The sequence below is a fragment of the Thermococcus sp. MAR1 genome, assembly GCF_012027305.1.
Taxonomy (GTDB): domain Archaea; phylum Methanobacteriota_B; class Thermococci; order Thermococcales; family Thermococcaceae; genus Thermococcus.
Map to the genome: position 1 here is coordinate 1,263,584 of NZ_SNUF01000001.1, position 18,040 is coordinate 1,281,623.

Annotated in this window: 23 protein-coding genes; 7 read left to right on the forward strand and 16 right to left on the reverse strand. The window is 53.4% G+C overall.

Annotated elements, in window-relative coordinates; translation table 11 throughout:
- The first annotated feature begins 96 nt into the window (after positions 1–96).
- A complete protein-coding gene (locus tag E3E25_RS07170) occupies positions 97–1,515 on the forward strand; it encodes an acetate--CoA ligase family protein (protein WP_167892768.1) in 1,419 nt (472 codons plus the stop codon).
- A 26-nt stretch (positions 1,516–1,541) separates the two neighbouring features.
- The gene (locus E3E25_RS07175; RefSeq protein WP_167892411.1) at positions 1,542–2,303 is read left to right on the forward strand and encodes an acetate--CoA ligase family protein; all 762 of its coding nucleotides are present in this window, start codon (positions 1,542–1,544) and stop codon (positions 2,301–2,303) included.
- Positions 2,304–2,315: 12 nt separating this feature from the next.
- Here E3E25_RS07175 and E3E25_RS07180 read toward each other — a convergent pair whose 3' ends face one another.
- From E3E25_RS07180 to E3E25_RS07235, 12 genes are all read right to left on the reverse strand, one after another.
- Positions 2,316–3,428, reverse strand: a complete 1,113-nt coding sequence (locus E3E25_RS07180) for an MFS transporter (RefSeq protein ID WP_167892412.1) — start codon at positions 3,426–3,428, stop codon at positions 2,316–2,318.
- Positions 3,409–3,768, reverse strand: a complete 360-nt coding sequence (locus tag E3E25_RS07185) for a hypothetical protein (RefSeq protein ID WP_167892413.1) — start codon at positions 3,766–3,768, stop codon at positions 3,409–3,411. The genes E3E25_RS07180 and E3E25_RS07185 overlap by 20 nt, the downstream gene beginning before the upstream one ends.
- Positions 3,765–4,583 (reverse strand): cysteine synthase family protein, encoded by an 819-nt coding sequence (locus E3E25_RS07190; RefSeq protein WP_167892414.1) that lies wholly within the window; start codon positions 4,581–4,583, stop codon positions 3,765–3,767. Before E3E25_RS07190 ends, E3E25_RS07185 begins: the two co-directional genes overlap by 4 nt.
- Before the next feature lie 160 nt (positions 4,584–4,743).
- The gene (locus E3E25_RS07195) at positions 4,744–5,334 is read right to left on the reverse strand and encodes a hypothetical protein (protein ID WP_167892415.1); all 591 of its coding nucleotides are present in this window, start codon (positions 5,332–5,334) and stop codon (positions 4,744–4,746) included.
- A gap of 49 nt (positions 5,335–5,383) precedes the next feature.
- On the reverse strand, positions 5,384–6,028 hold the full coding sequence (locus E3E25_RS07200) for a nucleotidyltransferase domain-containing protein (RefSeq protein WP_167892416.1): 645 nt from the start codon (positions 6,026–6,028) through the stop codon (positions 5,384–5,386).
- Positions 5,994–6,338: a hypothetical protein gene (locus E3E25_RS07205; RefSeq protein ID WP_370456658.1), complete on the reverse strand. Its 345-nt coding sequence runs from the start codon at positions 6,336–6,338 to the stop codon at positions 5,994–5,996. The genes E3E25_RS07200 and E3E25_RS07205 overlap by 35 nt, the downstream gene beginning before the upstream one ends.
- A 30-nt stretch (positions 6,339–6,368) precedes the next feature.
- Positions 6,369–6,938: a DUF998 domain-containing protein gene (locus tag E3E25_RS07210; RefSeq protein WP_167892417.1), complete on the reverse strand. Its 570-nt coding sequence runs from the start codon at positions 6,936–6,938 to the stop codon at positions 6,369–6,371.
- A 12-nt stretch (positions 6,939–6,950) separates the two neighbouring features.
- A complete protein-coding gene (locus tag E3E25_RS07215; RefSeq protein WP_167892418.1) occupies positions 6,951–7,328 on the reverse strand; it encodes a PIN domain-containing protein in 378 nt (125 codons plus the stop codon).
- The gene (locus tag E3E25_RS07220; RefSeq protein ID WP_167892419.1) at positions 7,321–7,494 is read right to left on the reverse strand and encodes an antitoxin family protein; all 174 of its coding nucleotides are present in this window, start codon (positions 7,492–7,494) and stop codon (positions 7,321–7,323) included. The genes E3E25_RS07215 and E3E25_RS07220 overlap by 8 nt, the downstream gene beginning before the upstream one ends.
- Positions 7,495–7,536: 42 nt before the next feature.
- On the reverse strand, positions 7,537–8,679 hold the full coding sequence (thiI, locus tag E3E25_RS07225; protein ID WP_167892420.1) for a tRNA uracil 4-sulfurtransferase ThiI: 1,143 nt from the start codon (positions 8,677–8,679) through the stop codon (positions 7,537–7,539).
- A gap of 4 nt (positions 8,680–8,683) precedes the next feature.
- Entirely contained in the window at positions 8,684–9,010 is a 327-nt protein-coding gene (locus tag E3E25_RS07230) for a hypothetical protein (protein ID WP_167892421.1), read from the reverse strand.
- Positions 9,011–9,051: 41 nt separating this feature from the next.
- A complete protein-coding gene (locus E3E25_RS07235; RefSeq protein ID WP_167892422.1) occupies positions 9,052–9,660 on the reverse strand; it encodes a nitroreductase family protein in 609 nt (202 codons plus the stop codon).
- Positions 9,661–9,754: 94 nt separating this feature from the next.
- Here E3E25_RS07235 and E3E25_RS07240 point away from each other — a divergent pair, with 94 nt between their 5' ends.
- The 3 genes from E3E25_RS07240 to E3E25_RS07250 all read left to right on the forward strand — a co-directional run bounded on the left by E3E25_RS07240 (position 9,755) and on the right by E3E25_RS07250 (position 13,187).
- Positions 9,755–10,468, forward strand: coding sequence for an aspartate/glutamate racemase family protein (locus tag E3E25_RS07240; protein ID WP_167892423.1), 714 nt, complete (start codon positions 9,755–9,757; stop codon positions 10,466–10,468).
- An 88-nt stretch (positions 10,469–10,556) separates the two neighbouring features.
- Positions 10,557–11,936 carry an ADP-specific phosphofructokinase gene (gene pfkC / locus E3E25_RS07245; protein WP_206204620.1) on the forward strand — a complete coding sequence of 460 codons (1,380 nt, stop codon included), beginning with the start codon at positions 10,557–10,559 and terminating at the stop codon, positions 11,934–11,936.
- Between the two features lie 66 nt (positions 11,937–12,002).
- The gene (locus E3E25_RS07250) at positions 12,003–13,187 is read left to right on the forward strand and encodes a hypothetical protein (RefSeq protein WP_167892424.1); all 1,185 of its coding nucleotides are present in this window, start codon (positions 12,003–12,005) and stop codon (positions 13,185–13,187) included.
- Between the two features lie 160 nt (positions 13,188–13,347).
- Here E3E25_RS07250 and xerA read toward each other — a convergent pair whose 3' ends face one another.
- The 3 genes from xerA to sfsA are packed head-to-tail and all read right to left on the reverse strand — an operon-like array spanning position 13,348 to position 15,850.
- Positions 13,348–14,190, reverse strand: a complete 843-nt coding sequence (gene xerA, locus E3E25_RS07255) for a site-specific tyrosine recombinase/integron integrase (protein WP_167892425.1) — start codon at positions 14,188–14,190, stop codon at positions 13,348–13,350.
- 1 nt (position 14,191) lies between these two features.
- Positions 14,192–15,088 carry a toprim domain-containing protein gene (locus tag E3E25_RS07260; RefSeq protein ID WP_167892426.1) on the reverse strand — a complete coding sequence of 299 codons (897 nt, stop codon included), beginning with the start codon at positions 15,086–15,088 and terminating at the stop codon, positions 14,192–14,194.
- 42 nt (positions 15,089–15,130) lie between these two features.
- Positions 15,131–15,850, reverse strand: a complete 720-nt coding sequence (gene sfsA, locus E3E25_RS07265) for a DNA/RNA nuclease SfsA (RefSeq protein ID WP_167892427.1) — start codon at positions 15,848–15,850, stop codon at positions 15,131–15,133.
- 67 nt (positions 15,851–15,917) lie between these two features.
- Here sfsA and E3E25_RS07270 point away from each other — a divergent pair, with 67 nt between their 5' ends.
- Together E3E25_RS07270 and E3E25_RS07275 are read left to right on the forward strand one after the other, a co-directional pair.
- Positions 15,918–16,514, forward strand: a complete 597-nt coding sequence (locus E3E25_RS07270; RefSeq protein WP_167892428.1) for a hypothetical protein — start codon at positions 15,918–15,920, stop codon at positions 16,512–16,514.
- 83 nt (positions 16,515–16,597) lie between these two features.
- Positions 16,598–17,644, forward strand: coding sequence for a M42 family metallopeptidase (locus E3E25_RS07275; protein WP_167892771.1), 1,047 nt, complete (start codon positions 16,598–16,600; stop codon positions 17,642–17,644).
- Here the strand turns inward: E3E25_RS07275 and E3E25_RS11510 are convergent.
- Positions 17,607–18,002 (reverse strand): hypothetical protein, encoded by a 396-nt coding sequence (locus E3E25_RS11510; RefSeq protein ID WP_206204621.1) that lies wholly within the window; start codon positions 18,000–18,002, stop codon positions 17,607–17,609. The two genes, E3E25_RS07275 and E3E25_RS11510, sit on opposite strands and share 38 nt — an antisense overlap.
- Positions 18,003–18,040 lie beyond the last annotated feature (38 nt).

An 18,040-nucleotide genomic window follows, 5' to 3' on the forward strand; every position in this document is an offset into this window, starting at 1 on the left:
TTCAGTTCATTGGCGTCCAATTTTTACAAAACGCAACTCTTTTATACATTTAAAATGAAGTTCTTGCGAGAAGCAGTTTCTGACGGAGGGATACCAATGGCGGAAAAGATAGTTGAGGAAATGAGGCCCTTCTTCGACCCGAAGGCGGTCGCTATCATCGGCGCAACCAACAAGAAGGGTAAAGTTGGAAACGTCATCTTTGAGAACTTCAAGATGAACAAGGAGCGCGGAATCTTCAAGGGCAACATATACCCTGTTAACCCCAAGCTCGACGAGATAGAGGGTTACAAGGTCTACAAGAGTGTTGAAGAGCTCCCAGAGGACACGGACCTGGCGGTCATTTCGATTCCGGCCCCGTTCGTTCCAGATACAATGAGGCAGATAGCGAAGAAGGGAATAAAGTCAGTTATCATCATCACCGGCGGCTTCGGTGAGCTCGGCGAGGAAGGAAAGAAGCTGGAGCGCGAGATTCTTGAGATAGCCAGGGAGAACGGGATAAGGGTCATCGGTCCGAACTGTGTCGGTGTTTACGTCCCAGACACTGGCGTTGATACCGTCTTCCTGCCCGAGAGCAAGATGGACAGGCCGAAGAGCGGACCGATAGCCTTCGTCAGCCAGAGCGGTGCCTTTGCGGCAGCCATGCTCGACTGGGCGGCCATGGCGGGCATAGGAATAGGCAAGATGGTCAGCTACGGCAACAAGCTCGACGTTGATGATGCCGATTTGATGGACTACTTCATCCACGACCATGGCATAAACGTCGTCACCTTCTACATCGAGGGCGTCAAGGACGGAAGGAAGTTCATTGAAGCAGCAAAGAGGATAACCAAGGTCAAGCCGGTCATAGCCCTCAAGAGCGGAAGGACCGAGTACGGTGCCAAGGCAGCCTCTTCTCACACGGGTTCATTGGCTGGAGCCGACACTATTTACGATGCCGTCTTCAAGCAGACCGGAATAATCCGCGCCGAGGACTTCGAGCACATGTTCGACCTCGCAAAGGCCTTTGCCGCACTCAAGGACAAGCTCCCGAAGGGCGACAGGATAGGCATCATTACCGACGGCGGTGGAGCGGGCGTCATGGCCAGCGATGCGGTAGCGAAGTTCGGCCTCAAGATGGCCGACCTCAGCGAAGAGACGCTCAAGTTCCTCAGGGAGAACTTCCCGCCGCACGCCGTAGCTGGCAACCCGACCGACGTCGTCGGCGACACCGACGCCGAGAGGTATAGGATCGCCATCGAGGGCTTCGTCAATGACCCGAACGTCGATGCTATCCTCGTCATAGTCCTCTTCCAGGTTCCGCTCCTTGAGGAGGAAAAGATAATCGACATCCTAGCCGAGTACCAGAAGAAGAGCGACAAGCCAATCGTTGCCGTTGCCATGGGCGGTAAAAAGACCGACCACTACGCAAGGCTCCTGGAGGACAAGGGGGTTCCAGTTTACCCGACCCCCGAAAGGGGAGTTAGAGCCCTGGCGGGCCTTGTTAAGTACGCTGAATACCTCAGGAGGGGGGCCTAATCCCCCAATCTTCCGGTGGTGGTATCATGAAGGAGGAAGCCCTTAAAGTTATTGAAGAGGTTTTGAAGTCCGGAAGGACTTCGCTCGTTGAGTACGAGGCAAAGCAGGTTCTCAAAGCCTACGGACTCCCGGTTCCGGAGGAAAAGCTCGCCAAGACCCTTGATGAGGCACTCCGTTATGCGGAAGAAATCGGCTATCCCGTCGCTATGAAACTGATGTCCCCGCAGATTCTCCACAAGAGCGACGCCAAAGTCGTCCTTCTCAACATCAAGACCCCCGATGAGCTGAAGGAGAAGTGGGAGCTCATCCACGAGAACGCGCGCAAATACCGCCCGGACGCCGAGATACTCGGTGTCCTCATCGCACCGATGCTCAAGGTTGGAAGGGAGATAATCATAGGCGTCACCGAGGACCCCCAGTTCGGGCATGCAATAATGTTCGGCCTAGGTGGAATCTTCGTGGAGGTTCTCAAGGACGTCACCTTCCGTATAGTGCCGATAACCGAGCGCGACGCCAGGAAGATGATCCAGGAGATAAAGAGCTATCCGATTCTCGCCGGGGCGAGGGGCGAGGAGCCGGCCGACATAGACGCCATAGTCAACCTCCTCCTCAAGGTCAGCGACCTGGTCAACGACCTCAGGGACTACATCAAGGAGATGGATCTTAACCCGGTCTTCGTCTACGAGAAGGGCAAGGGTGCCGTTGTCGTTGACGCCAGGATAATCGTCAAGGAGCCGACCGAGAAGAAGGACGAGATAAACACTGAGTACAGGGAGAGGTGCGCCTGATCCCTCTTTTTTTCAGGTTTTCTTTCTTGAGCGGGAGAGAAGAAACAGTCCCAGTGAGAGGATTCCGAATATCCCTATGAACGTAAAACCTCCACTAAGGCCAAGGAACCCTATCAAAATCGGCCCCAGCGCCTGGCCGATGTCCTTTATGCTCTCCAAAAAGCCCAATGCAGTTCCACGAAGCTTCGAGACTTCCGTGGCCAGGGGCTTCGTTGAGGCCTCGCTTATCGAGGCGCCCACCGAAAAGACCACCGCACCCAGAACCACCAGCGGAAGGGAATCCGAGAGGGCAAGCATGAACATCGCCAGGCCAACCATCGTCATGCCCACCGCTATCGGCTTCGTCCTGCCAATCCTATCGCTGAGATACCCCGCGTAGGGTTTAACAACCGCCATTATGGCGATCTCCACCGTCAGTATCAGCCCGGAGAGCCATGCCTTGTTCTGGAGGTAGTAGAAGAGGGGCAGGAACGTTTCTATGCCCTGGTAGGCCATGTATACTGCCGCATCTAGGAGGCCAATCAAGAGAAGCTCCCCGCTGAACGTGAACTCAAACCTCTCGGGCTCGCCCCTAGTCTCAGGGAATCTGAAGGTGAGGACAAAAACGGCCAGTCCAGTCAGCGAACAGAGGATGAAGACGACGGAAAACCCAAGGAAGTAGATAATGCTCCCCGCGATGACGGGGGCAAGGGCGCGGCCGACGAGGGTTGACGAGCTCAGGAACCCCATAAAGGTGCCCTTACTATGGGGATAAAGGTCGCTGACCAGGGCAAAGGATACCGGGACGAAGATTGCGGTTGCGACGCCGTAGTAAACCCTGACAAGGGCGAGGGTTAAAGCATCGCCCGCAAGAAAGTACAGCAACGGTGCACTGAGAAAAACGAAACCGCTCATCTTGAGGAGCCTCTTTCTTCCGTAGAGATCGCTGAGAAGGCCCGATGTGAAGTTTATGAAGATCCCCGTCATGGTTGATGCGGCTGCAACGAGGCCAATTTCTCCCTTTCCGAGCCCTATGCTCTGAGCGTAGAGAGGAAGTGTTGGGGACTTGCTCATTGTGGAACCAAGTATCGCGAAGAATCCCGCAAGGAAGATCAGGTGAAGGGTTCTATTCCCCATCCACTTCATTTTCCGAGCTCCTTTCTGGCTCCTCTTCGGCTTCCTCTTCCTGTATCACCACCTTGATGTAGCTCAGGATGTCGTGGATTATGAAGAAGCTTATCGCCACCTCGACTAGGGCCATTGGGTTGCCGGCTATTAGGAACAGCAGGGAGAAGAAGAACGTTACACCGGCGTATATGAGGGCGACCTTGATTGCGGTCCTGTTTTCAACCCCCACACCGTATCCGAGTCCCATGTTGAATATCGCGAAGGTAAGATAAATCGGCGAGGCTAGGTAGTAGGTGTAGTAGAGGAGCAAAAAACCGCTGAGAAAAAGGAGAGAGGAAGCAACCCTAAGCCGTCTCATACCATCCCCAGGTAGCTTTCAAAGACCTCCACGTATTTAAACCCATCGTCCGGGAAGATGAGGACGTAGGTCTTCTCGCCGAGTTCTCCGGCGATCTTCCCATAGGCCCTGAAAACGGCACCGGAGCTTAGGCCTATGAGAAGGCCGTCGCCTCTGGCGACGCGGATAGCTCCTTCGATGGCCTCTTTTCTCGTTATCTCCACGACCCTGTCTATCTCAACCTGGAAGTACCACTTGGGCCTCGTCTCAAGGCGCTTGATCCCGGGTATCTTCTCACCCTTCGCTGGAACGACGCCGATAACCTGCGTGTCGTAGCGCTCCTTGAAGTAGCTCGCTATGCCTGCTATGTGGCCCGAAGTGCCTATGCCTGCTATTATGACGTCGGGGGTTTTCCCTATGCTCCTCAGCTGTTCCTCTATCTCCCTGGCGGTTAAGCGGTGAGCCAGAAAGTTGTCGTCGTTTTCGAACTGATTGAGGTTAGCTGCTCCGGCCTTCTTCGCCTCTTCGACGACGTACTGAACCATGGCAGGGTCTATGGTCTCGAAGTCACTCATGACGACCTCCGCACCGAGAACCTTCAGGAGAACCTGCGTGGCCTTGGGCGTTGGCTTCGGCAGATATGCCCTGAACTCGATGCCAAAAACGTTGCTCAAAGCCGCCAGAGAAATCCCGACGTTGCCGGAGGTTGCCTCAAAAAGTCTTTTCGTGCCGTTGATGTCCCCGCGCTCCAGGGCCTTCATAAGCATGTTAAAAACGGCCCTGTCCTTTATGCTCCTGCTGAAGGGGTTAAAGAACTCCAGCTTGGCAAAAGACATCCCCCCTCTCGGCTGAGAGTCTGACCAGGGGGGTCGGCTTGTACTTCTCGTAAAGCTCCAGTGTGCTGTTAAACACGTTCATTTGCCATCACCGGAAACGGGTTGGAAGGGGGCTTTAAAAACTTTCCTAAAACGAACAGTTATGGACAGAATTGGGTAATCAAAGCACCCCTTTCCTCACGAGCTTCTCCTTTATCCTCTCGAACTCTCCGAGCGAGCCCCTAACAACAGGATACCTTGGAACGAAGGGGCACGGCTCTTCAGGCTCGATACTTATCTCGAACGTCCCTATCTCCCTGGCGATTCCCACTATCTCCTCCTTGTCCAGCCCTATGAGCGGCCGCAGAATGGGCAAATCGCTCGCGATGCTTATTATCATGAGGTTGTCAAGTGTCTGGGAAGCCACTTGGCCAAGGCTGTCGCCGGTTACTATGGCCATGGCACCGATCTCATGTCCCACCCTGCACGCCTTCCTGAGCATCATGTATTTACAGAAGAGGCACGTCCACTTGGCCTTTCCCATCTCGGCGAGCTTTGAGAACACCGGAGCCTGCTCCTCGTAGGTATCAACTATAACTGGCTCGTTCAGTCTTCCGTACCTTCCAAGAATCTCGCAGAGCTCAAAAACCTTGGACTCCTTCTTGGAACTCTGCCTGAAGTGAACGGGGGTCACTTCAAAGCCCTTTCTAAGCATGAGATAAACTGCAACAGGCGAGTCAATGCCCGAACTTAAGAGCGCCACTGCCTTCATGATTGACGAAAGCGGGGGAATTATATATGAAGCTTTCCTCAACTTAAGGTTAAGGTCTCACGATACCCTCTTCAATCCTCCAGTCCTTTGACTCGTAGAGGGTTCCAAACATCAGGTAGAGCTCGTAAGGTACCTTCCACATTTTCAGAAACTCCTTGAAGCTGTAGGTGACCTCCACGGGGAGGAGAACCACCCACGGGGCGAGATAGCGTCCCCCCAGGTCTCTCAATATCCCAGTTTTTCCATCTCTACCCCTGAGTGCGAAGCTGAACTTGTTCTTTTCGTTTTTTGTCATTCCGCGGACATCGAGGATGAACAACGCATACCCCTCACCGTTCATCAACTCATGAAGGGGACGCCTCCTGATAAGCGAATAGCCGGTGATAATCAGCCCTGGAACGGCGAGGTAGTTCGGATCCCACATCTGCTCAAGGCTCATCGCCTTAACGTCCAGCCTTTCATGTGGGAATCCCCTGTCAATCAGCATCTCCTTGAACTCGAAGGCAAGTTCAAACCTCTCCACATCATTTGCTCCGGTGAGGAGCACCATGAAGTCGAGATCGTTTGGGGCTTCTTTCCCCTGAGTCACGGAGCCATAGAGGATCACGTCAAAGACCCTCTCATGCTTCCTCCTAAAGTCCTCCGCAACCTTTTCCAGTTCACTTAATCTTGTCGGCAAGTTTGAGAACCTCATTCCTCAACGCCCCCACCTCGTCCCTCGTGAGCCTCCTCTCATATGCATCCCTGTAGAAATCAAAGAACTTACTGACGATACGGTATAGGTCACGGTAATGGAGCCTCAAAATTGCAAATCGCTCACCGTGATTCTTGGGTTCTAGGTTCAAATCCCGCTTGATAATGTAGTCACATATTCCCACGAGAGCCTTGAAATACAGAATTGACGCGGAGTTGTACCTGCCCTTCTTGAAAGCGTCTTCTCCAGTTTCTATATACTCCCAGATGTTCTCCTTCAGGTCATCTAGGTTCACGGGCACGTCCTTCACCGTGTAGCCATTCCTACGGAATCACAGTATTTAAATGTTTCTGTAGGAATTCCTACGAACCTCGAGCTGGAGCAGGCCGATGTAGACGAACCACGAGAGTATTGTAAAAGCTCCAACCAGCTCTGGAATGGCTAAACCCCTGAAGACCCTCGCCTTAACGAGGTAGAGCATCAGGGCGAACGTAAAGACGGCCAGGGCAGACCAGATGTAGCCCGCCGAAATACCGCTCCGGCCGAGTTTTATTCCGACGAGGGCTATGTCCGCCAGTGCGAGGACGTAGAATAAGACCGCCGCCGGGGCGTGGGGTGCGTACTCCTCCGGAAAGACCCCCACAAGGAACAGGAAGACCATAGCGAGGGGCATCAGGTAGCTCAGGCCGTTTCTCAGGGCTCCGATGGCGGCTATGAAACCGAGAACCGCGAAGAGCATCAGGAAGCCGTTGAAGTAGTAGTTCACCGGGTTCCTTATTGAACCCATGTCGCTCAGGGCGTTGTCTGTGAAGGAGAACCATGGGTTCTGGCTGAGAACGATGAGCAGTCCCACGATGAAGATGAGAGGAAGGGAGAAGCTGATATATGCAGAGAGCTTGATTTGATCCATAACGTCATCACCCTATTTTACAAACTCCACATTTTCCATTCCTTCAAATTCCCTGTCGCCTGTCAGAAATCTAAGACCAAGGTCATTTGCTATGACATAGCCCAAGCAATCTATCAAAGACAATTTTTTGCCGTTACGTTTTTCTTTAAGTTTCATATCTGAGGCCTTTATATAGTGCTCCGTTGTCGGCGAGAGTATAATCAGCGTTGCCCTTACGAGAGTCAGAACACCCTTTGCCCGCTCCGACCCAAAGTCTCGTGTGAGAGCGTAAGAGAGTTCAAGGAGGTTGAATTCTGTGGAGTACAGTTCAAGGCCGGCGTATTTTGAATAGTTTGGGTTTCCCTTGAGAATTTCGATGAGCGCGTACGTATCGGCAAAGAACTTATCCATGAACCTCCCTCAGTTCATCTTTTACCCTTTGTGTGTCTACCTCCCATCCCCTCAGCAGGCCAAAGATTTCCACCCTGATGGTTACCTTCGTCTTGTCTGGAAGGTTGAGTTTTTTAAGGGGCTTGAACACTCCATCTTCATAGATTGCCTCAACGACGATTCCCATGCTCCCACCCGCCTCATTATCCGTAGAGGAATTATTTAACACTTAGCACTCTCTCTTCCCCGGCTCCTCTCCAAAGACGGCTTTGTAAATCTTCCTGAACTCCTCCCAGGAGCCCCGTATCACGGGGTGCTTCGGTATGAACGGAATCTCGTCCTCCGGCAGGGTTGAGAGCTCGAAGGTTCCTATCTCCTTCGCTATCCTCACGATTTCCTCCTTGTCGAGCCCAACGAGCGGGCGGTATATCGGCAGGTCCGTTGCCTGGCTGACTATGTACATGTTCTCAAGGGTTTGGCTGGCCACTTGCCCGAGGGAATCCCCCATGACTATTCCCTTCGCCCCGAACTCCCTCGCCACTCTATCCGCGTGCCTCACCATCATGTACTTGCAGAAGACGCAGGTGTACTTCTCCTTCTTCATCTCGCGCAGCTTCTCAATGATTCTCTCGCGCTCCTTAGGTTTAACCACTATCAGCTCGCCCTTTCCGCCGTAGCCGTACTTCTTCAGCTGGGCCCAGATCTTCCTGACCTTTTCGAGGGTCTTCTCGCCCATGTAGATGTGGACGGGAATAACCTCAACGCCGCGCTTCATCATGAGGAAGGCGGCAACCGGCGAGTCTATGCCGCCGCTTAGCAAAGCCACCACCTTGCCCTGGGTCCCTATTGGAAGGCCCCCCCAGGCGTAGATTTTGTCAACGAAGACGTAGGCTCTGCCCTCCATCAGTTCTATTCCTATCTCTATGTCGTACTCGTGCAGATTAACCTCGCTCCCCTCGTTCTCAAGGATGTATTCCCCAACCTTCGCCTGAACCTCAGGGCTCTTGAGGGGGAACTCCTTGGTGATTCTCCTCGCGGTGACTCTAAAGCGAGGCCTTTCAAGGCCGAGCTCGCGCTTCTTCCTCCTGAAGAGCTTGAGGGCCGTCCGGTTAATCTTATCCAGCTCGGCATCGACTTCCATCGCCGGGGAGAGCGACACTATGCCAAAAACCCTCCCAAGAACATCAACGGCATCTCTCGCTTTATTCGTCTTCACGAGAATCCTTCCGTGCTTCGCTTCGACCTTTTTGAACCCAATCCCCTCGCTCACCAAGGCCTCGCGGATGTTGTTCATGAGTATGCTCTCGAACCATCTCCTTGTCTGTCGGGATTTCGTTCCTATCTCCCCGTATCTGACTATGACGACGTTCATGCTCTCACCCCAGTGCGTGCGGGAACTTGATGACTATCTCCACGTACTTCTGTATGACGACGTAGAGAACCACCGATATCAGGTAGGACGAGAGAAGGATGAGCTCGTTCATCTCAAATATGTGCGCGGCTATGGCCTTGGCCCTCGGTGTGGCATCGACTATGGCGTGCATGTACTTCTCCTTGAGCCAGTGGTTTATCTGAATCGCCGCGACCAAGAGGAGCACACCCGCTAACCCCCAGGTCTTGCCCAGGGCCAGCATGAGGAAGAGGGTTGAGGCCACTATTATCCAGCCACCGATGACGCCCAGCAGTATCACGAACTCTATCATCCTTCCACCAGGAGGAGTTGAGGGGGAGGGAATAAAAACGTTTAGATGAAGACCAGCACCTCATCGAGGGTCTTTCTCCTCTTCCGGGGTTTGACTTTGCCCTTGGGATAGCCGACCGGGATGACTCCAACGAGGTAGTGGTTCTCATCGAGGCCCGAAAGCTCTCTGACCTCATCCTCTATTCCCGGGAAATTAGTAACCCCTATGTAAACCGTTCCGAGGCCGAGCTCAACGGCTTTGAGCATGAGGTTCTGAATCGCCATCGCAGCACTCTCAACGCTCCAGATGAACTCGGGCTCGTCGAATTCTTCCCCGGGGAGGAAGCGGACGTTCTTGTCGATAAAGACGGCGATGTATATGGGTGCACGATACATACCCTGTTCATACATACGCCTTCTGAGCTTCCCTATCTTCTCCTCCGGGAGGTTCACGGCGCGGTAGTATCGAGTCATACCCTCGGCTATGAGATTGTAGAGTTTTTCCCTCGCGTCCCTACTCTTGAAAACAACGAACTTCCAGTTCTCCAGGCCGCTCGCGGTGGGCGCCCTTATCGCCGCCTCGATCAGCGCCCTAATGTCCTCCTCCGGAACGTCTCTCTCTTCGAAATACCGCACGGAGGTTCTCTTCAGTATCGCATCCTCAAGCTCCACGGTATCACCCATGAAGCTTTCCCGCAGACCTTAATCAGCCTTTCCAAAACCAAAGGTTTAAGAGAATTCTAGAGTAATCCCAAGAGGTGAAAGCATGTACGGATGGAGAGGTAGGCTTGGACTCATAGTTCCCTCATCGAACACCACCATGGAGATGGAGCTTCATTCTGCAATTCCCAATGGGGTCTCGCTCCACACCGCGAGGGTTCCGCTGAGGAACGTAAGGGAGGAGGAGCTCATCAATATGAACGCCCTCTCCGTCGAGGCGGCGAAGCTTCTGCGCGATGCAGGTGTTGAGATGATCCTCTACGGTTGCACCAGTGGGTCGTTCATCGGTGGGAAGGATTACGAGAAGGAGCTTGAGTCCAAGATAGAGGAAGAAGTAAACGTCCCCGTTGTCAGCACCAGCACAGCCGTGGTGGAGGCCCTCAAGATGCTCGATGCAAGGGATGTGCTGGTCATAACCCCCTACATGGACGATATAAACGTCCGCGAGAGGGAGTTCCTGGAGGCAAACGAGTTCAACGTGCTCGACATAAGGGGACTTGGAATAGAGGACAACACCCAAATCGGAAAGCTCGAACCCTACGAGGCCTATCGCCTCGCCAAGGCCAGCTTCATGGACGAGGCAGACGCGGTCTTCATCAGCTGCACGAACTGGAGAACGTTTGAGATAATCGAGCCTCTCGAGGAAGACCTCGGCATTCCAGTCGTTACGAGCAATCAGGCATCTCTGTGGCTTGCTCTGAGAGAGATGGACGTCATGGAGCGGATCCCCTGGCTTGGAAGACTTTTCACAGAGTTCTGAGCCTTCAACATTTTCCCTCAACCGCTTCCGAAACCCTTTTAAGAATTCACCCGAATTTCTTAGACGTTAGTCACTGAGGGTGATACAAATGGAGCTCCTCGACGAGGCAAGGAAGCTTTCGATATATACCGCCTACAACACGAACGTTGATGCGATAACCTTTCTGACCGGCGAAACTGTGCAGAGGCTCATAGACGAGCTGGGGGCTGAAACCGTCAGGAAAAGGATGGAAGATTATCCTAGGGAGATAAACGAGCCCCTCGACTTCGTCGCAAGGCTGGTTCACGCCCTCAAGACCGGAAAGCCCATGGCGGTGCCCCTGGTTAATGAGGAGCTCCACACCTGGTTCGATTCTCACTTTAAATATGACATCGAGAGGATGGGCGGTCAGGCGGGGATCATAGCGAACCTCCTGGCCAACCTCGACTTCAACAGGGTAATCGTCTACACCCCCCACCTGGCCAGAAAGCAGGCCGAGATGTTCGTGGATAAGCCCAACCTCCTCTATCCAGTCATCGAGGACGGCAGGTTGGCCTTCAAACATCCCCGCGAGGCCTACAGGGAGGGCGACCCGCTAAAGGTGAACCGCATCTTTGAATTCCGTGCCGGAACGACTTTCAGGCTAGGGGACGAGACCATACAGGTTCCCTTCTCTGGCAGGTTCATCGTCTCGGCGAGATTCGAGAGCATAAGGATATACACCGAGCCCGAGCTTAAACCGTTCCTGCCAGAGATCGGCCTTCAGGTTGATGGGGCCATTCTCTCAGGCTACCAGGGGATAAAGCTCCGCTATTCCGATGGAAAAGATGCCAACCACTACCTAAAGGAGGCCAAAAAGGACATACTCCTGCTCAAGCGTGAGAAGGACGTGAAGGTTCACCTCGAGTTCGCCTCAATACAGAACCGCGAGCTCAGGAAGAAGGTGATCTACAACCTCTTTCCCCTGGTGGAGAGCGTGGGGATGGACGAGGCGGAGATAGCCCACGTCCTCAACGCCCTCGGCTACTCCAAGCTCGCGGAGAGGATATTCACTTACAACCGCATAGAGGACACAGTTCTGGGCGGAAAAATCCTCGTTGACGAGATGAACCTGGAGGTGCTCCAGATACACACGATTTACTACATCATGTACATCACCCACTCGGACAACCCGCTGAGCGAGGACGAGCTGAGGAGCAGCCTTGAGCTCGCAACAACCCTGGCCGCGGCGAGGGCTTCCCTCGGGGACATAAGGAGTCCTGAAGACGTAAAGGTCGGTATGAAGGTTCCGTACAACGAGTATGGAGAGTTCGTGAAGCTCCGCTTCGAGGAGGCGAAGAGGCGCTTGAGAACCAGGGAGTATAAGGTCGTGATTATTCCCACAAGGCTCGTCAAAAAACCTGTTTCGACGGTCGGCCTGGGCGATACAATCTCGGCCGGGGCCTTCACAAGCTATCTGGCAATGCTGGGGGAGAAGGGGGAGCTCTAACCCATATTACACTGTGGACAGTGACCTTTAAATACCATAACAGAGTATACTGTTAACAGTGGTACTATGAAAAAGAAAGTGCTTGCTATTCTGGTAGTCGGTTTAGTTTTTGGATTTTTCGTAAGAGCAAGCATTAATGAGCCTCCAGCAATAATGGCCATTGAGATCCAAAACTCAACAGAAGCAAAGATTTTTGCCAAGGCGCTGTATCCAGAGGGATTCAGGGAGATTAAACCCACTGCCGTAAGGGGAGAGACTTTGTACTTTGACCTTTCCGGACTGAGGAAAGCATGGGATGACAACATCAAAAAACACGGCTACGGTGCCGAGCCCTTTATCGTACTTACGATTGTGAAGGATGGCAAAGTCGCTGTTCAGGGAATTTCACTTAAGGGAGAGGGCCGATACCAAAAAATAACGGTCTATCCAGAGTACAAACCCCTGAAAACTACCAAAGAGGTCTCCTCGGAAACCATTTCCGATGGGAACGTCCAGCCAATGGACAACTACTGGCAGATACTGGAGGAATATCACGAAGAAACAATACCAGTGGTCGTTGCGGAGATAATCAACGCAGACTACAGCTGGGGCCAGATAACGTACAGCTACACGGCCAACGCACACGTTGGGTTTGGAGTTTACGCATTTCTAACCAGCGAATGGTCACATATTGGAACTCATTACACCTACAATGTGAATGGCGGGGGTTTATCCCATGCAGCTTTTGACCGCGGCCAAGACGTTTACATCTGGATGGACTTTATTTATAGGTACGAAAGGTGGAAAATCCACATTGACGGGCAAGACTTTTACGAGGAGTACGTCTTCGTGAAGAGCTTTGACCCAAACTCACTTTCATGGGCTTATTACAGGCCCTCAAACGTAAGACCGGCACCCATAAACTCGTGGGTCTTTGAGGTAAGAAATCTTTCAGAGACATACACACGTCCTTACTACCAGTTCTCCCTCGAAAATCTTAGTTCTGATGCATTTTCGATAGACGCTTTGGGTTTTATCTCAATCCTGTCCTCCGCTGGAATAATCTCCCCGCTGGCCGCAACGGCCGCAAACAGTGCAAACATGTTTATCGACGTAAATTATGAATACAGCAACATACAAGCATTTGTTTGCACTCTGGACTTATATGGAGAAACCGGAACATATCACAGGGTTTGGAGAGGACAATCGGAAACAACGGTGAACAACATAAACACAGTACCCGTTGTTGGGTTCTACATTTCCCAGGGATGATTCCTACATTTCAGCATTTCTTTCGACATTTTTACACCCATTGCAAATCTCGCTGGTTTGATGCATGTGATATGCAAAACTGTATACTTACCCCTGATCCCTGAGATAGTATGGCATGCCAAATGCTTTTAAAGTTTGGTCCAGCACAACGTACCATTTTCTACTCCATCAGCCCCTCTATCAGCCTCGCCTTCTCCTGAGCCTTTCTGAGGTGCTCAACGGTAACCTTGGTGTAAATCTGCGTCGTCGAGAGGTTCGAGTGGCCGAGGAGCTCCTGAATGGCCCTTATGTCAACGCCGTTTTCGAGCATGTGAGTCGCGAAGCTGTGGCGGAGCATGTGTGGCGTGACCCTGATGCCGGCCTTCTGCCCGTATTTCCTGAGGAGATACCAGACGGTCTTGGGTGATATCCTGTCCTTTTCCCTGCGCCCCTCCTCGACGATAAGGTACTCACTGTCGTCATCGCGGCTCTCAATGTAGGACTTGATCTCCTCCAGAAGGAATCCTGGAATAGGCACGACACGGTCCTTGGCACCCTTGCCGCCTCGCACAACTATCAGCGAGCGCTCGAAGTCAACATCCGATTTTTTGAGGTTACACAGCTCGCTTACCCTAAGGCCCGCCCCGTAGAGCAGGAGAAATATCAGCCTGTCGCGCCTTCTCGTCGGGGGTATTACCGAGAGCAGCTTTCTGACTTCCTCGCGGGTTAGGGCCTTCGGCAGACTCCTGGGGACCTTTGGGGGCTTAAGCTTCTCTGCTTCCTCTTCAGCACCCTCAAAACGGAAGTAGGAGCGCAAAGCTTGGACGACCAAGTTTAAGCTTTTGTTGGAGTAGCCTTCCTTTCTAAGCCTCGCGAGAAAACGGAGGGCGGAGCGGGAGTTAAGCTTTCCGCCCCACTTAAGGTAGCGCCTCACGTAGTATGAGTACATCCTAATCGTGTTGGGGCTCTTCCCCTCAAGGTCAAGGTACGTCTCATATTCTTCCAGGGTCTCATTGAGGTCCATATCACAGCCCCTTCAGGAGTCCCTCGATGTCGTCGGGCTTTACCTCGGCGTTCTCAACGACCTCCGGCTCGCTTCGCTCGGACTCCTGGGGCTTCGGCGGTTCTTCCACCGGAGGCCTGGGAGGCTTGGGAGACTCCTCCTTTATGCTTAGGCTAAGGTAAACCGTCCTGAGAAGTTCATCCACGAGAGCCTTGTCCTCGGCAAAGATGTAGCCCTGCCCGACTATCACCTTACCCGCAAGCCCGAGTTTCTCGACGGCCTTTCCGATGTACGCCTCGTCCGGGACCGGCTCGGCGGGGAAGAGGGACCTCCATGCCTCGTCAACGCGGTAAATGTTCTTGGCACTCTCTAAGAGGGCCTTAAGTCCTTCGTTCTCCTCCTTGAGCCTCGCGTTCTCCTCCTTCAGCTCTTCAAAGGCCTTTGTGACCGCCTCGTACTCATCCCTGAGCTTTCTGTACTCCTCACCAAGGCCGTCGTAGCGGCCCTTGAGGTCGAGAAGCTGGTTCCTGAGCGCCATATACTCCGGGAGTATCTGGAGGCTCTTGAGGCCCGCTCTGACGAGGGTGTTCTTGAGCTCCTTTCTGACGAGCTCAACGTCAACGTGCTCCAGATCGTGGCCGAGGGGGAGCTTCATCCTTTCAACATGCCCTACCATCTCCCCCAGCTCGCTGAAGAGCCTCTCGGCCAAGTCCCGTCCGACCCGGTCGGCGTCGGTCGCTATGATGAGGAGGTCCGCCCCGGCAGCTGCGCTCTTCGCTATCTCAACATTCGTCGTTGGGATTATCGAGGATATCGTTATGTTGTACTCGCTTCCCAAAGCGAGACCCTGAAGGGCTTTGCTTACGACCTCCACGTCGCTCGCACCTTCAACTAGGATTCTAACATCGACTATGGCCATTTTTATCACCTCAACCTCTCTGTAGTTTTTGTAATCACATGCTTAAAAATCCTCCCCAAGTTCAATCTCTAAGTTCGGCCTCTCAAGAACGACCCTTCCATCCCGCAGGAGGGAGATGCTGAGCGCATGGATTTCAACGCCCGCCCCCTCTGCCTCTTTAAGGAGCCTCGCTATCTTCGGGTCGCCCCTCTCGAAGGGCCTGAACTTCCTAACGCCGGGCATCGCACCTATGAAGAAAATCATGGCCCTCTTTCCGGCTTTTGAAAGCTCTATAAGCTCCCTGATGTGTTTCTGTCCCCTGACGCTCGGACAGTCCGGATACATCGCGTACTCCCCTTTTTCACCCCCGCGCAGGACAGCGCTCTTCATCTCGGCGTAGACCTCGCCATGGGGGCATTCGAAGAGGTAATCGAGGCGCGATTTACCAAGAGGTATTTCCTTCCGTTTTATCCGACAGTTCCTCAGCCACGGAACCAGACCGAGCTCCAAAGCCCGCTCGAAGGCTTTGGCCTGGGTTCTGGTGTCTATTATAGCACCTTTTCCCTCCAAGTCCTCGAAGGCAACCAGAACGAAGTCCGTCTTTCCACCGGACTTGGGCCTGCAGAAGGCCTTCCTGCCAGGAACCATGAACTCCTCCAAGCGACCGGTGTTGGTCACCAGGGCTCTCCTCTCCTGGCCCTCAACCTCGACCAGTGCCACGAAGCGGTTGAGCCTTTTGAGGAAGGTGCAGGGGACGACTTTGAGTTTGAGCAGAGTCGTCATTTTCACTCCCAGAGATTCTCCATGGGAGGACTTTTAACGATAGCGCCGTATCGGACACGGTGGGAACATGCTCCCAGAGGAGTTCATCAGATACGCTTTTGAGGAAAGGGTGGAGGGGATAAAGCGCCTCCTGAACGGAAAGTTTGGCCCGGAAGTCCTGATAAGCTTCACACGGCACAACGCGGCGATAATCACCTGCGGGCCGGCAGGGACGAACGGTTCCATTAAAGGCGTGGGCTTCATACACAGGGAGGAACTTCTCGCTGAGACAATCGAAAAGATGAAGGAGGAACTCAGAAGGCCTTACAACCCACTAAACGCAGGCAGGTTTCTCCTGGAGGAAATCTACGTGAAAGAAAGAATAGACTTCACAAAACTGGTGTCCCTCGAGCTCGCCAGAAAGCACACCTGGAAAAACCTAACCGAGGGAAGGAAAGAGGCAACGGTGCTCTTCTTTACCCCACCGAGCACATCCTACGAGGTCAGATGCGACGTGGAGATACACGAAGATGGCCCCGTGTGGGAGTACGCCAACGCCCTCCATGACATCTTCCACCGGCCAAAAAAGCCAAGGGACTGGAGCAGGACCCCGGCGTACCTCTTCAAGATCCGGGAGATATACGATAACGGCGAGGACAAAATGGGGGTTAGGATTTACCCCTGAGGCAACAGTGTGAATCCCACCTAAAACCTTAAATATCTCAGACATAAGCATTTAGATGGAAATCTAAACGGAAGGTGATGAAGATGGTTGACTACGAGCTTCTCAAGAGGATTATAGAGGCGCCGGGCGTTTCCGGCTACGAGTTCCTCGGAGTCAGGGACGTTGTTATCGAGGCCTTCAAGCCCTACGTCGACGAGATTAAGGTTGACAAGCTCGGCAACGTTATCGCCCACAAGGAAGGCAAGGGCCCAAAGGTCATGTTGGCTGGCCACATGGACCAGATCGGCCTTATGGTGACCCACATCGAGAAGAACGGCTTTTTGAGGGTTGCACCGGTTGGCGGTGTTGACCCAAGGACGCTTATAGCCCAGAGGTTTAAAGTCTGGGTCGGCCCGAACGAGTTCGTCTACGGCGTCGGTGGCTCAGTTCCGCCGCACATCCAGAAGCCCGAGCAGAGGAACAAGGCCCCGACCTGGGATGGGGTCTTCATAGACATCGGTGCCGAGAGCAAAGAAGAGGCCGAGGAGATGGGGGTTAAGATAGGCACGGTCATAACATGGGACGGAAGGCTTGAGAGGCTCGGCAAGCACCGCTTAGTCAGCATTGCCCACGACGACAGGATAGCGGTTTACACTCTTGTGGAAGCCGCGAGACAGCTGAGCGAGACCGACGCAGATGTCTACTTCGTCGCCACAGTCCAGGAGGAGGTCGGCCTCCGCGGTGCGAAGGTTTCGTCCTTTGGCATAGACCCCGACTACGGCTTTGCTTTGGATGTCACAATAGCAGCAGACGTGCCGGGAACGCCGGAGCACAAGCAGATAAGCCAGCTCGGAAAGGGCGTCGCGATTAAGATAATGGACCGCTCCGTCATCTGCCACCCAACAATCGTCCGCTGGATGGAAGAGATAGCCAAGAAGCACGAGATTCCCTACCAGTGGGACATCCTCACCGGCGGTGGAACCGACGCGGGAGCGATACACCTCAACAAGGCAGGCGTCCCGAGCGGCGGAATAAGCATTCCAGCGAGGTACATCCACTCCAACACTGAAGTCGTTGACGAGCGCGACGTCGATGCAGCCGTTAAGCTGACCGTCAAGGTTCTTGAGGAGATTCCGGGGCTGAAGCTCTAACCTCTTCCCGTTCTTCTTTCTGCACCTCTTCGCCCGTAGTCTCACCGCCGTTCTCGGTTTTGTTTGAGTCCGAGTCGATGTGATCCTCCTTGAGAGCCACGGGCAGAACCGATTTTAGGGGTACCTCCTTCCTTCCCTCAAGCTCGCGCTCGAATTTTGCCCACTCGTACCAGAAGAACAGCGCTGCAACAACGATTCCAGCCACCAGGAAAGGCAGTTTAGAGGGGAGCGGCAATCCCCGGTGCCAGCTGTGGAGCAGGTAATTCTGATAGAAGAACAGGTACGCGAGCCACGCTATTATAACAGCCTCGATGGAGTACTCAACCAGTCTCTGCTCCTTCTCGTCCACACCGCTCACCTGGGGAAAAGTTAAAAGCGAGCCGTTAAAACTCTTTC

Excerpts from the sequence above, each read along its gene's own strand:
- E3E25_RS07170 (WP_167892768.1), top strand. The coding sequence starts at position 97 with ATGGCGGAAAAGATAGTTGAGGAAATGAGGCCCTTCTTCGACCCGAAG.
- E3E25_RS07175 (WP_167892411.1), top strand. The coding sequence starts at position 1,542 with ATGAAGGAGGAAGCCCTTAAAGTTATTGAAGAGGTTTTGAAGTCCGGA.
- E3E25_RS07180 (WP_167892412.1), bottom strand. The coding sequence starts at position 3,428 with ATGAAGTGGATGGGGAATAGAACCCTTCACCTGATCTTCCTTGCGGGA.
- E3E25_RS07185 (WP_167892413.1), bottom strand. The coding sequence starts at position 3,768 with ATGAGACGGCTTAGGGTTGCTTCCTCTCTCCTTTTTCTCAGCGGTTTT.
- E3E25_RS07190 (WP_167892414.1), bottom strand. The coding sequence starts at position 4,583 with ATGTCTTTTGCCAAGCTGGAGTTCTTTAACCCCTTCAGCAGGAGCATA.
- E3E25_RS07195 (WP_167892415.1), bottom strand. The coding sequence starts at position 5,334 with ATGAAGGCAGTGGCGCTCTTAAGTTCGGGCATTGACTCGCCTGTTGCA.
- E3E25_RS07200 (WP_167892416.1), bottom strand. The coding sequence starts at position 6,028 with ATGAGGTTCTCAAACTTGCCGACAAGATTAAGTGAACTGGAAAAGGTT.
- E3E25_RS07210 (WP_167892417.1), bottom strand. The coding sequence starts at position 6,938 with ATGGATCAAATCAAGCTCTCTGCATATATCAGCTTCTCCCTTCCTCTC.
- E3E25_RS07215 (WP_167892418.1), bottom strand. The coding sequence starts at position 7,328 with ATGGATAAGTTCTTTGCCGATACGTACGCGCTCATCGAAATTCTCAAG.
- E3E25_RS07220 (WP_167892419.1), bottom strand. The coding sequence starts at position 7,494 with ATGGGAATCGTCGTTGAGGCAATCTATGAAGATGGAGTGTTCAAGCCC.
- thiI (WP_167892420.1), bottom strand. The coding sequence starts at position 8,679 with ATGAACGTCGTCATAGTCAGATACGGGGAGATAGGAACGAAATCCCGA.
- E3E25_RS07230 (WP_167892421.1), bottom strand. The coding sequence starts at position 9,010 with ATGATAGAGTTCGTGATACTGCTGGGCGTCATCGGTGGCTGGATAATA.
- E3E25_RS07240 (WP_167892423.1), top strand. The coding sequence starts at position 9,755 with ATGTACGGATGGAGAGGTAGGCTTGGACTCATAGTTCCCTCATCGAAC.
- pfkC (WP_206204620.1), top strand. The coding sequence starts at position 10,557 with ATGGAGCTCCTCGACGAGGCAAGGAAGCTTTCGATATATACCGCCTAC.
- E3E25_RS07250 (WP_167892424.1), top strand. The coding sequence starts at position 12,003 with ATGAAAAAGAAAGTGCTTGCTATTCTGGTAGTCGGTTTAGTTTTTGGA.
- xerA (WP_167892425.1), bottom strand. The coding sequence starts at position 14,190 with ATGGACCTCAATGAGACCCTGGAAGAATATGAGACGTACCTTGACCTT.
- E3E25_RS07260 (WP_167892426.1), bottom strand. The coding sequence starts at position 15,088 with ATGGCCATAGTCGATGTTAGAATCCTAGTTGAAGGTGCGAGCGACGTG.
- sfsA (WP_167892427.1), bottom strand. The coding sequence starts at position 15,850 with ATGACGACTCTGCTCAAACTCAAAGTCGTCCCCTGCACCTTCCTCAAA.
- E3E25_RS07270 (WP_167892428.1), top strand. The coding sequence starts at position 15,918 with ATGCTCCCAGAGGAGTTCATCAGATACGCTTTTGAGGAAAGGGTGGAG.
- E3E25_RS07275 (WP_167892771.1), top strand. The coding sequence starts at position 16,598 with ATGGTTGACTACGAGCTTCTCAAGAGGATTATAGAGGCGCCGGGCGTT.